The following is a 12750-nucleotide window of genomic DNA, read 5'->3' as shown; positions in this document are numbered from 1 at the left end:
CGCCCCGCCGGCCACATCGCAGGGCTCGAAAGAGAGACAATGAGTACGACTGACGATAAGACTGCCGGAATTCAGCCTCTCCACGGCCTCAAGGTGCTCGAACTCGCGCGGATCCTGGCAGGGCCGTGGTCAGGCCAGCTCCTGGCCGATCTCGGCGCCGATGTCGTCAAGGTCGAGCGGCCCGGCGCCGGTGACGACACGCGCAGCTGGGGCCCGCCTTTCGTAGCCAAGGCGGATGGCGACGGCGACCTCTCGGCCGCCTATTTCCATGCCACCAATCGCGGCAAGCGTTCCATCACGGCCGATTTCGAGAGTCCCGAGGGCCAGGCGCTCATCCGCCGGCTGGCAGCGGAAGCCGATGTGCTCATCGAGAATTTCAAGGTCGGCGGCCTCAGGAAATATGGCCTCGACTACGAGAGCCTGAAGGCCGTCAACCCGCGGCTCATCTATTGCTCGGTCACCGGCTTCGGCCAGGATGGCCCCTATGCCGCCCGCGCCGGGTATGACTATTTGATCCAGGGCATGGGCGGCAGCATGGATCTCACGGGCGAGCCGGACGGCGAGCCGATGAAGATCGGTGTCGCCTATGTCGATATCTTCACCGGGCTCTATGCGACCGTCGGCATCCTGGCGGCGCTGCGGCGCCGCGACGCGACGGGCCTCGGCGGCATGGTCGACATGGCGCTGCTCGACACCCAGGTCAGCGTGCTCGCCAACCAGTCGCTGAATTTCCTCGTCTCCGGCGTCTCGCCGAAGCGGCTCGGCAACGCCCATCCGAATATCGTGCCTTATCAGGTCTTCCCGGTCTCGGATGGCCACGTCATCGTCGCCGTTGGCAACGACGGGCAGTTCCGGCGGTTCGTCACCGTGCTCGGCGCGCCGGCGCTGGCTGATGCGGAAGCCTATGCGACCAACAAGGCGCGCGTCGCCAACCGCGACCAGCTCTGTCCGCTCCTCGCCCAGCTCACGGCGCAGCACAGCCGCGCCGATCTCCTCGGCCAGCTGGAAGCGCAAGGCGTGCCGGCCGGGCCGATCAATACGGTGGCCGATGTCTTCGCCGATCCGCAGGTGCTGGCGCGGGGCATGAAGGTCGACTTGCCCAACCCGGCGGCGGCGGGTGGGAGCATTCCCTCGGTACGCTCCCCCATCGTCATCGACGGCGTGCCGCAGGTGGCGCGCCGGCCATCGCCCGCCGTCGGAGAGCAGACCGAAGAGATCCTGCGGGATCCGAACTGGGGAGGCCAGTCATGACCGCTTTGAAGCCACGCACCGGCGGGCAGATCCTCGTCGACCAGCTCGTGACGCAGGGGGTGGAGCATATCTTCTGCGTGCCCGGCGAGAGCTATCTCGCAGTGCTCGACGCGCTGCATGACGCCGCGATCCCTGTCACGGTCTGCCGGCAGGAAGGCGGCGCCGCCATGATGGCGGAAGCGCAGGGCAAGCTCACCGGCCGTCCGGGCATCTGCTTCGTGACACGCGGGCCGGGCGCCACGAACGCCTCGGCGGGCATCCACATCGCCAGGCAGGATTCGACGCCGATGATCCTGTTCGTCGGCCAGATCGAGACCGGCATGCGTGAGCGCGAGGCCTTCCAGGAGGTCGACTACCGCGCGGCCTTCGGCCCCATCGCCAAATGGGCGACCGAGATCGACGATGCGGACCGCATCCCGGAAATCATCTCGCGCGCCTTCCACGTGGCGATGTCCGGCCGGCCGGGGCCGGTGGTCATCGCCCTGCCCGAGAACATGCTGACGACCATCGCCGAGGTCGCGGACGCACCCTATGTGGAGGCGGTGGAGACGCATCCGGCGCCCGCGCAGATGGCCGATCTCGAAAAGCGCCTGTCGGCGGCGCGGAACCCGATCGCCATTGTCGGCGGCAGCCGCTGGTCGGAGGAAGCCGTCGCGCGGTTCGCCCGCTTTGCCGAGCGGTTCAACCTGCCGGTGGCCTGCTCGTTCCGGCGACAGATGCTGTTTCCGGCGGACCATCCTTCATACGCTGGCGACCTCGGCCTCGGCGTCAATCCGAAGCTTCTCGCCCGCATCAAGGACGCCGATCTCGTGCTGATGGTCGGTGGTCGCCTCTCGGAGGTTCCGAGTCAGAGCTATACCCTGTTCGGCATCCCCGGCCCCGGAACGGAACTCATTCACGTCCATCCGGATGCGGGCGAGCTTGGCCGCGTCTATGCGCCTGCGCTCGCCATTAACGCCTCCCCGACGGCTTTTGCGGCGGCGCTCGACGGCATCGCGCTACCTAAGGAGGCGCCGTGGGCGGCCGGGACGGCGCAAGCCCATGCGGATTATCTCGCCTGGAGCGACCCCGGCCGGGTGACCACGGTCGGACGCCTGCAGATGGGCGCCATCATGCAGCATCTGGCGGAGGTCCTGCCGGACGATGCCATCATGACCAACGGCGCAGGCAACTACGCCACCTGGCTGCACCGCTTCCACCGCTTCCGCCGCTACGGCACCCAGGCAGCGCCGACCTCCGGCTCCATGGGGTACGGTCTGCCAGCGGCGGTCGGGGTGAAGAAGCTATACCCGCAGCGCACGGTCGTCTCCTTCGCCGGCGACGGCTGCTTCCTGATGCACGGCCAGGAGTTCACCACCGCCGTGCAATACGACTTGCCGATCATCGTGCTCGTGATCGATAACGGGATCTACGGCACCATCCGCATGCACCAGGAGCGAGAATATCCCGGCCGCGTCTCCGCCACCTCGATGAGGAGCCCCGATTTCGCCGCCCTTGCAGTGGCTTATGGCGGCTTTGGCGAGCGTGTGGAGACGACGGAGCAGTTCGCGCCGGCGCTCGCCCGGGCCATGGCCTCCGGCAAGCCGGCGATCCTGCATCTCATCCTCGATCCCGAAGTCATCACGCCGACAACCACGCTGACTGCGATCCGCGAGAAGGCGCAAGCATCAGGGCATTGAGTCAGTGAAGGCGCCCCGCGACTATTCCGCGGGGGCTTTCATCGCGGCATTGGCCGCACGGCTCGATGAGGCATGCCGTAGCGTGACGAAGGCGAAGGTGAAGCTGGCGATGGCGCAAGCCGCCATGCCCCCGATCATCGGAAGAGCGGAGCCGTCCACGAAAAGCCCGACAACGGCAATTACCACTGAACCTGTTGCAAACTGCAAGGTGCCCATGAGCGCGGAAGCCGTGCCGGCCAAGGCACCGTGGTCTTCCAGCGCCAAGACGGCCGAGGTCGGGATGACAAGACCGAGCGCGCCGTTGGCAACGAACAGCAGCACGACCATGATCGCCAGATGGTCGAAGCCCAACGCGAATAGCACAAACAGCAATACCATCAGCACGGCGTAAATCGCCACGGCGGGCCGCACGATGTTACGCAGTCCATAGCGGCGGCCCAACATGCTGGTGAACTGGGAGACGCCGATGAAGGACACGGCATTGATCGAAAAAGCAACGCTGTAGAGCGTCGGCGAAAGTCCATAGTGCTCGATGAGGACAAAGGATGAATTCGCTAGAAAAACGAAAAAGCCGGACATGCCGAAGGCGCCGATGAAGACGAGCCCAAGGAAATGCCGGTCCTTGAGAAGTGCTCCGTAGGCCCGGAAGGCACCGCCAATGCTGCTTTCGACACGGTGAGCCGGAGGCCGCGTTTCCTTGAGCCTCGTGCCGATGAGGACGAGCCCGAGGGCCGCGATGACCGCGACGATCCAGAATACGGCCCGCCAGCCGGCGATGCTGATGACGACGCTGCCGATCACCGGCGCCAGAATCGGTGACACGCTGAACACGAGCATCAAGAGCGACATCAGCTTGGCGGCATCGGGGCCACGATGCAGATCGCGCACAATCGCTCGCGGGATTGCCGAGCAGGCACAAGCACCGATTCCCTGCAGAAAACGAAAGGCGATAAGCGTGACGATGTCGGGCGCCAGCGCGCAGCCGACGCTGCCGACGGCGAAGACAGTGATACCGAAGTAGAGCGGCGGCTTGCGCCCTACCATATCCGACACCGGCCCGTAGAACAGCTGCCCGAATCCCAGCGCCACGAAGAAGGCCATGATGCTGAGCTGGACCGTGTTGCTGTCGGCACGGAGGTTCTCGCCGATGGCGGGCAAGGCCGGCAGATACATATCGATCGCAAAGGGACCGATCGCGGACAACAATCCGAGGATGATCGCGTTACCGAGAAACTTCGGACGCGGCCCGCCGGCGGGCGACACTGTTGAAGGCATGACACGCAATCCGGAAAGGCGAAGGGCTTGATGGGTCTTGGCCTGGCGCACCGGTCCCAAATAAATACCGCCCGCTGGTGCGGGCGGCGAGATCGACAGTCCGACAGGCGTTAACAGCCCGAATTTCAAGACATTATGATGTCCAGCGCAACTGTGCGGTGCAAAATCGCACCTGCCGCGCCACCACCGGTCAGTTCAAGCGTCGAGGCGCTTGGCCACAAGCGCCCGCAGGGTCCTCAGATCCTTGACGAAGGCGCGAATGCCTTCGGCCAGTTTCTCAGTCGCCATCGCGTCTTCGTTGAACCCGAACCGGAACGCCTTCTCGTCGAGTTCGATCCGCGCCGGCTTCTCCGTGACATGGGCGGGATCGAGCTTGCGGGGCAACGGTCCCGGCTCGGCGGCGAGCTGATCGAGAAGCGCTGGCCCGATTGTCAGGCGATCACAGCCCGCCAGCGCCTCGATCTCACCCGTGTTGCGGAAAGAGGCACCCATGACCACCGTCTTGATGTCGTGGGCCTTGTAGTAATTGAAGATATTGCGGACAGAGACCACGCCGGGATCCGTGTCGCCCGTGTAAGGGCCTCCGCCAGCTTTCACATGCCAGTCGAGAATCCGGCCGACGAAGGGCGAGATCAGGAACACACCGGCGTCGGCGCAGGCAACGGCTTGCGTCAATGAGAACAGCAACGTCAGATTGCAATCGATGCCCTCGCGCTGCAGCTGCTCGGCAGCGCGAATGCCCTCCCAGGTGGCAGCGATCTTGATGAGGATGCGCTCACGGCCGATGCCGCGCTCCTCATAGGCGGCGATGAGCGAATGCGCCTTGGTGATCGTCGCTTCCTTGTCGAAGGACAGATCCGCATCGACCTCGGTCGATACACGCCCCGGTACGATGCCGGCCAGCTCCGCACCGAAATTCACCGCCAAACGGTCGCATACCGCACCGGCGAGCGCCTCTCCGCGAGAACTCTGCTTGGCACCCCAGGCGAGCGCCTCGTCGACCAGCGCGGCATAGGCCGGCGTCTCAACGGCCTTGAGAAGGAGGCTGGGATTGGTTGTGCAATCCTGCGGCTTCAGCCGGCGCACCGCCTCGATGTCACCGGTATCGGCGACCACTACGGTCATCTTCCGCAGATCGTCGAGTTTCGTCGATGTTGCCAACGCCGAAGCCATCACGCTTCTCCCTCAAACATAAGATATGGTGTTGCCGTGCTTCATAGTCCAATCCGGCGCCCTTGTCCCGGTTCAAGGCGCGCCAATTTCCCCGTTAGAACAATACAGAAGTGTTGCATTCGACCTACAGCTTCTGCGCGACGGGCAGGCTAGCGTGCTTTCTGGCGCGGCCAACGGGGGTCCGCCTTTCTACTCGGGCAACTCATGGTCACGCGTTCGCAACCCACGGCACTCGACCCAGCGGCAGACGCGGCAGCCCTCCTGCGGCGCATAGGCTTCGCCTTGCTCGTTGTTGCGGTGCCGGTCGCTGCGCTGATGACGCGCCGTGCCGCCGTGATCATGGAACCGATCGGCGTCGCCCTCCTCGTCATGGCAGCGCTCCTCGACGGTCAGGCCCGCATGCTTGCGACGGTTCGTCGCATCGTGACCTCACGCGCCGGCTTGGCCATGCTGATGCTTGTTGGATGGGCCGCGCTCTCGCTTATCTGGACACGCTTTCCGAGTACGGGCGGCAACAAGCTTATCAATATTCTCGGCGCGATCGTGCTGGCTCTCGCGGGCACCGCAGCGTTGCCTGAGCGCGTGCGCGCGTCGAACCTCTATCTCACGGGCATAGGCGTCGCGACGGCCGCGGTGCTCGCTATCATCCTGACCCTGGTCGGCCAGCCCGATGACGATCCCGATGCCGCGGCCAGCCTCGGACGCGGCCTCGCCGGCCTTGCCCTTATGGTCTGGCCGGCGCTGGCCTGGCTTGTCTCGCGCCAGCGCAACATGCTGGCCCTCGCGCTCTCCGCCGTGTCGGCCGTCGCCATGGTGGCCGGAGCGGTGCCGATGGCCGTCCTGGCCTTCGCGCTGAGCGCCTTCGTCTTCGGGCTGACCTCGATCCGCCCTAAAATCGGCATCCGTGTCGTTTCGTGGGGCATGGCCGGCATTGTTCTGGCGGCGCCTTTCGTGCCGTTCGTGCTGCAGCCCTTGGTCAAGCTCGCCTTCGGCATAGCCCACCCTTGGACGGAGACGATGCGAGCCTGGACAAGCATCGTGCGCGCTGATCCGCTGCGTCTCATCACCGGATACGGGTTCGATGCGAGCCTGCGCGGCCGCGTCGCCGGAGAAATCCCCATCAACGCGCCGACAGGCTTGCCTTTCGAGATCTGGTACGAGCTCGGTTTGGTCGGTGCTGTTTCGTTGGCTTTGGCGCTGGGCTGGGCGGCGCAACGCGCGGCTGCCGCCCATGCGGTTCTCGTCCCCGGCATAACAGCGGCCTTGACCGCGGGTTTCGTGCTTGCCTGCCTCGGCGCGGGGACCGCTATCGCCTGGTGGGTCACGACCTTGAGCATAACCGCCATTGCCTTCGTGGCCATTGAGCGGGGGCAGTTCCGCACGAGCCGGCCGAAGGCGCGGCTGTGGATGGCAGCCAACGACCGCTGAGCGCGCCTGGTGCTGCGGACGTTCCAATGGGATCAGGTCCACCGCTCCATCGCCTTGTCTGAGCACCGGATTGACTCGAAAACCGCGTACGCCTTTTCGGGCCGATGCTCTGGCTCAAAACGCCGAAGCGTATGGTGTGGAACGCCGCATTGCGGTATCCCTCTCGGCATGAGCGATGCAGCCCCTTTGAAGCCCGGTGACCACGTTTTCCTGGTCGACGGCTCCTCCTTCGTGTTCCGCGCCTATTTCCAGTCCATGAATCAGGACCGGAAATACAATTACCGTTCCGACGGTTTGCCGACCGGGGCCGTGCGATTGTTCTGCACGAAGCTATTCCAGTTCGTGCGCGAGGGCGCCGTCGGCACAAAGCCTACCCATCTCGCCATCATCTTCGACAAGTCGGAGCAATCCTTCAGGAAGGAGCTCTATCCGCTCTACAAGGCGAACCGCTCGGAGCCGCCCGAGGACCTCGTCCCGCAATTTCCGCTGATGCGTGAAGCCGTGCGAGCCTTCGGCCTCAAGCCGGTGGAGCAGGACCGCTATGAGGCGGACGACCTCATCGCGACCTATGCCAAACAAGCGACCGCTGCTGGCGCCGACGTGCTGATCATTTCCGCCGACAAGGATCTGATGCAGCTGATCGGCCCTCGCGTCGCGATGTATGATCCCGCCTCCGGCACCCAATCCAAAGGCAGCTTCCGTCCCGAGCGGCGCATCGGCCTCGACGAGGTGGTGGACTATTTCGGTGTGACGCCGGACAAGGTCGTCGACGTCCAGTCGCTGGCCGGCGACTCGACCGACAATGTGCCCGGGGCGCCAGGCATTGGCATCAAGACCGCCGCGCAGCTCATCGCGGAATACGGTGGGCTGGATGAGCTTCTGGCGCGCGCCGGCGAGATCAAGCAGCCGAAGCGGCGCGAGACCCTAACCAATCCGGAAATCGTCGAGAAGATCCTCATCTCCCGACAGCTCGTGTCCCTGGTGGACGACGTCGCAGTCGAGACGCCTCTCGCTGATCTCAGCCTTGTGGAGCCGGACGCCGCGCCCCTCGTCTCGTTCCTGAAAGCGCTCGAATTCACCACCATCACGAAGCGTGTTTCGGAGCTTTACGGCGTCGACGCGGCCGAGATCGAACCGGACCCTCGGCTCGCGGTCGGAACGGGCTCGATCTGGAGCGGACCGAGCACCGGAGTAGCGACCGGCGAGACGGGCGCGGAGGCCGCACCGTCGGGGAACGGCTCGCAGGCAGCGGCCGTGCCCGCGCCGGCAGGCGCAGCTCCTGCTTCCGGCCAAGGCAACGGCGGGCTAGGAACGCCCGCTGAGCTTGCCGCCAAGCGGGCGGGCGAGGCGCTGGCCACGCCCGTCAATCGCGACGCCTACGAGACGGTCATGACGCTCGAGCGCCTTGATCAGTGGATCGCCATGGCGCGAGAAGCCGGTCGCGTGGCAATTGATACGGAGACGACCTCGCTCGACGTCATGCAGGCGGATCTCGTCGGCATCTCGCTCGCGGTCGCGCCGGGGCAGGCCTGCTATATTCCCCTGCAGCACAAGGCCGAGGGCGGTGATGGGCTGTTCGGCGGAGGCCCTCTGCCGGGACAGATTGCGGTCGCCGAAGCCATCGCCCGGCTGAAGCCGCTGCTCGAGAGCCGGGATGTCCTCAAGATCGGGCAGAACCTCAAGTATGACTGGCTGATCTTCAGCCGGCACGGCATCGATATCAGTGCCTATGACGACACGATGCTGATGTCCTACGCGCTGGACGCCGGACGATCCGGCATAGCGGGCCACGGGCTCGATGCGCTCTCCGAAAAATTCATCGGCCATACCCCGCTCGCCTTCGGCGACGTCGCAGGCAAGGGCCGCAATGCCGTTACGTTCGACCGGGTGGCGGTAGACAAGGCGACGGCCTATGCGGCTGAGGATGCCGATGTCGCGCTCAGGCTCTGGCAAGTTTTCAAGGCACGTCTCGTCGCGGAAGGCAAGACGACCGTCTACGAGACGCTCGAGCGGCCACTTCTCGCGGTTCTCGCCCGGATGGAAGGGCGCGGCATCGCCATCGATCGACAGATCCTGTCGCGGCTCTCCGGCAGCTTCGCCCAGACCCTCGCGCGGCTTGAAGAGGAAATCTACGAGCTTGCTGGCGAGCGTTTCACGATTGGGTCGCCGAAGCAGCTCGGCGATATTCTGTTCGGCAAGATGGGCCTGCCGGGCGCCAAGAAAACCGCGACGGGGCAGTGGAGCACAGGCGCGAGCGTCCTCGAGGATCTTGCCGCCGAGGGCCACGCCCTGCCGGTGAAAATTCTGGAATGGCGCCAACTTGCCAAACTGAAGTCAACCTATACGGATGCCCTCCCCGGCTACGTGAACCCCCAGACGCAGCGGGTGCACACCTCCTATTCGCTGGCGGCGACCACGACGGGGCGGCTTTCGTCCTCCGAGCCCAACCTGCAGAACATTCCCGTGCGCACGGAAGAAGGGCGCAAGATCCGCACCGCCTTCGTCGCGACCCGGGGCATGAAGCTGATCTCGGCAGACTACAGCCAGATCGAGCTGCGCCTGCTCGCCCATATCGCCGACATACCGCAGTTGCGGAAGGCCTTCTCGGATGGCATCGACATTCACGCGATGACCGCCTCCGAGATGTTCGGCGTGCCGGTCAAAGGGATGGACCCGATGATCAGGCGCCGGGCCAAGGCCATTAATTTCGGCATCATCTACGGCATCTCGGCCTTTGGCCTCGCAAACCAGCTCAGCATCCCGCGCGAGGAAGCCGGCGCCTATATTCGCAAGTATTTCGAGCGCTTCCCAGGCATTCGGGACTACATGGACAAGACCAAGGCATTTTGCCGCGAGAACGGCTATGTGACGACGATCTTCGGCCGGGTCTGCCATTACCCCGACATCAAATCCTCGAACCCGTCGCAACGCGCTTTCGTGGAGCGTCAGGCGATCAACGCGCCGCTGCAAGGCTCAGCCTCGGACATTATCCGCCGTGCGATGGCCCGCATGGAAAAGGCGCTCTCGGACGCGGGGCTGTCCGCCCGGATGCTGCTGCAAGTGCATGACGAACTGGTATTCGAGGTGCCGGACGGTGAAGTCGATGCGACGCTGCCGCTGATTCAAAGCGTGATGGAACAGGCCCCACTGCCAGCGGTCGCGCTCAAGGTGCCGCTGCATGTGGATGCGCGCGCGGCCGCGAACTGGGAGGAGGCGCATTGATGGCGCTTCCCGCTCCCATTCAGCCTGACCGCTAGCAGCGCCGGTCGACGGCGCGCACCATGCCTTTCAACTCACCGGTCTTCCTCTTTCTTTTCATCCCGCTGGTAATTGCGCTCAACGCCGCATTGCCGGCGGGCTGGCGAAATGGCTTCCTCGTCGTCGCCAGCATTTTCTTCTACGCCTGGGGCGAGCCGGTGTTCGCGCTGGTGGCGATCGCCTCCAGCCTCATCGACATGGTTTTCGCCGAGGCGATCGTCCGCAGCCGCGCGGCGCGCCTGCGTAAGCTCTGGTTGACCCTTGGTGTCGCGACCAATCTCGGGCTCCTGATCTACTGCAAATACACGGGGTTCCTCTTCGACAACCTGCATGCTCTGCTGGTGACCATGGACCTCCCCCGGCCGGAGGTGATCCTGCCGCTTGGGATCTCGTTCATCGTGTTCGAGAAGATCACCTATCTCGTGGATGTCTATCGCGGTGTCTGCGGCACGGCGCGCTCGATCCGCGACTACCTCCTGTTCGTCTTCCTGTTTCCCAAGCTGCTGGCCGGCCCGATCCTCAAATTCCACGAGATGAAGGGCCAGATCGAGCATCACCGCGTCACGCTCAATGATCTGGAGGAAGGCGCCTACCGTTTCCTGCAAGGTCTCGCCAAGAAAGTCCTCATCGCCGATCAAGTCGCGGTCCTGGCCGATCATATCTTCGCCATGCCGACCAACGAACTCGGCTTTGCGACCGCCTGGCTTGGCGCGCTCGCCTTCACGGTGCAGATCTATTTCGATTTTTCCGGCTACACGGACATGGCAATCGGCCTTGCCCGGATGCTCGGCTTCCGCCTGCGCGAGAATTTCAACCAGCCCTATCTTGCTGTAGGCTTCGGCGACTTCTGGCGGCGCTGGCACATCTCGCTGTCCACCTTCATCCGGGACTATCTCTATGTGCCGCTCGGCGGCAATCGCGTGCCGCCCTGGCGCGTCTATCTCAATCTTTGGATCTGCTTTCTCGCGTCCGGCCTGTGGCACGGGGCGAGCTGGACCTTCGTACTCTGGGGTGCCTTCCACGGACTGTTCGTCTCGGCCGACCATCTCGGCATGAAGCGCATATGGCCCTTGCTGCCACGTGTGGCCGGCATCGCGATCACATTCCTCCTCGTCGTGATCGGTTGGGTGTTGTTCCGCTCCGTCAGCCTCGCGCAGGCGGGAGGCTTCCTGGCCGCGATGGCAACCCCCTGGGCCGATGGGACCGCGCCCCTCCCGCGCGTGCACCTGGACACTGCATTGTGTCTCGCGGCCGGCCTCGTGCTCTCGTTCCTGCCGCTCGGCGCCATGCGGCATCTGGGGCGACACGTTCTGGCGCGTGCTCTTCCAGTCGCGCAACAACTCGTGATGCTCTCTCTCGCCATCTGGGCTTTCGGCCGGGTCTTTACGGAGACGTTCAAGCCGTTCATCTATTTTCGGTTCTGACAGCGGAGAGACGCTTGAAGTCAATTGCCCGCCACTGGTTCCTGATCGCGGTCGCGCTCGTCATGTTGGCGCCGGCTGCGGCCATGGTGGCGCGGGCGATCCCGCTGAAGGGGCCACAGCGCTTCTCCATCGCCAAACTGGCCGGCGTCACGCCCGAGCTGCCGCCGATCGAACCGAGCCTCGCCACGCTGCGCTCGGGCGCCCTGCAAGCCAGCATCGCGGCCGCCCTCACGGAGCGCATGGGACAGCCACGCGAGACATTCATCCGCATCAACAATGGCATCGCCTATGCGCTCGGCCGCAGCACCGTGCCAAGCATCGTCATCGGCCGCGACCGGATGCTCTATGAGACCACCTATATCGACGACTGGTGCGGGCGCGGCACCCCCATCGACGCGGAGGCGCAGGCCGCGCGCATCGCCCGTATCGCGGCGGCCGTCCGGCGGACAGGCAAGGCTTTCGTTTTCATCATCAGCCCGAGCAAGGTGGCTCTTTATCCGGATGGGCTACCAGAACCCTGCACGCCTGCGGCCAGCCGCGACTATGATCGCCTGCGCGCCGCGCTTGCCCACCATGACGTGGGCGTGATCGATGGGCATCAACTTGCGCAAGCAGCGAAAGCCTCGCAGAGCTTGCCTGTTTTCAACCGGGATGGCATCCACTGGAACGACCTGAGCGTCTATCCAGCCATCCGCGACACATTCGCAGTGCTTGGAGAACAGCTCGACAACCCGCTGCGCCAGCTCACATTGACCCATGTGGACGTCGACAGCTGGCCGTTCGACGACGAGGATGACCTCGCGCGCCTCCTCAACCTGCCGGTCACGCTCCCGGTCTATCCCTCGCCGCACGGCCGTTTTACCACTTCGGCGGAGGGGACACCGCCTCGGCTCGTGGTGGTGGGATCGAGCTTCATGTGGCAGTTCCTGCGCATCCTGGCGATGAACGGCGCCCTGGGCGACAGCAAATTCTACTTCTATTTCAGCCGCATCGTCGATTTCCGCGATGGCGGCATCTTTGAGTCCAAGGTGCCGTTTCAGGCGGCGCCCGACCTGCCCGGCAGCTTCTCCAAAACGGACGCCGTGATCCTCGAAGCCAATGAAACAGCGCTTGGCTCCCCGCATATCGAGGCTTTCGAGAATGCGCTCGCGGCGGTAACCGGTAAAGGCGCGAACGGCCGCCTTCCGGATCCCTGAGGAAGACTTCATCGCAGCGCGAGCGTGTCTTTCGCGGCTTTCGCATCGCCCTAGAAAATGTCATAA

Annotated in this window: 8 protein-coding genes; 6 read left to right on the top strand and 2 right to left on the bottom strand. The window is 64.5% G+C overall.

Going from position 1 to position 12750, the window contains the following annotated elements; all coding sequences use genetic code 11:
- The first annotated feature begins 39 nt into the window (after window positions 1–39).
- The gene (locus tag KIO76_RS08945; protein WP_213322746.1) at window positions 40–1251 is read left to right on the top strand and encodes a CaiB/BaiF CoA transferase family protein; all 1212 of its coding nucleotides are present in this window, start codon (window positions 40–42) and stop codon (window positions 1249–1251) included.
- Window positions 1248–2930 (top strand): thiamine pyrophosphate-binding protein, encoded by a 1683-nt coding sequence (locus KIO76_RS08940; protein ID WP_213322745.1) that lies wholly within the window; start codon window positions 1248–1250, stop codon window positions 2928–2930. The genes KIO76_RS08945 and KIO76_RS08940 overlap by 4 nt, the downstream gene beginning before the upstream one ends.
- A 21-nt stretch (window positions 2931–2951) precedes the next feature.
- Here KIO76_RS08940 and KIO76_RS08935 read toward each other — a convergent pair whose 3' ends face one another.
- Window positions 2952–4205 carry a multidrug effflux MFS transporter gene (locus KIO76_RS08935; protein WP_213322743.1) on the bottom strand — a complete coding sequence of 418 codons (1254 nt, stop codon included), beginning with the start codon at window positions 4203–4205 and terminating at the stop codon, window positions 2952–2954.
- Between the two features lie 195 nt (window positions 4206–4400).
- Window positions 4401–5378 carry a transaldolase gene (gene tal / locus KIO76_RS08930; RefSeq protein ID WP_213322741.1) on the bottom strand — a complete coding sequence of 326 codons (978 nt, stop codon included), beginning with the start codon at window positions 5376–5378 and terminating at the stop codon, window positions 4401–4403.
- Between the two features lie 204 nt (window positions 5379–5582).
- Between tal and KIO76_RS08925 the strand changes: the two genes are divergently transcribed.
- From KIO76_RS08925 to KIO76_RS08910, 4 genes are all read left to right on the top strand, one after another.
- Window positions 5583–6806, top strand: a complete 1224-nt coding sequence (locus KIO76_RS08925) for a peptide ABC transporter permease (RefSeq protein WP_213322739.1) — start codon at window positions 5583–5585, stop codon at window positions 6804–6806.
- A 168-nt stretch (window positions 6807–6974) separates the two neighbouring features.
- A complete protein-coding gene (polA, locus tag KIO76_RS08920) occupies window positions 6975–10028 on the top strand; it encodes a DNA polymerase I (RefSeq protein WP_213322737.1) in 3054 nt (1017 codons plus the stop codon).
- Window positions 10029–10087: 59 nt separating this feature from the next.
- Window positions 10088–11488 (top strand): MBOAT family O-acyltransferase, encoded by a 1401-nt coding sequence (locus KIO76_RS08915; protein ID WP_213322735.1) that lies wholly within the window; start codon window positions 10088–10090, stop codon window positions 11486–11488.
- A gap of 14 nt (window positions 11489–11502) precedes the next feature.
- Window positions 11503–12684, top strand: coding sequence for an alginate O-acetyltransferase AlgX-related protein (locus KIO76_RS08910; protein WP_213322733.1), 1182 nt, complete (start codon window positions 11503–11505; stop codon window positions 12682–12684).
- Window positions 12685–12750: the final 66 nt, after the last annotated feature.

It is taken from the genome of Chelatococcus sp. YT9, from assembly GCF_018398315.1.
In the GTDB taxonomy this organism is placed as follows: Bacteria; Pseudomonadota; Alphaproteobacteria; order Rhizobiales; family Beijerinckiaceae; genus Chelatococcus.
This window is presented reverse-complemented; position numbering and strand designations above follow the sequence as displayed.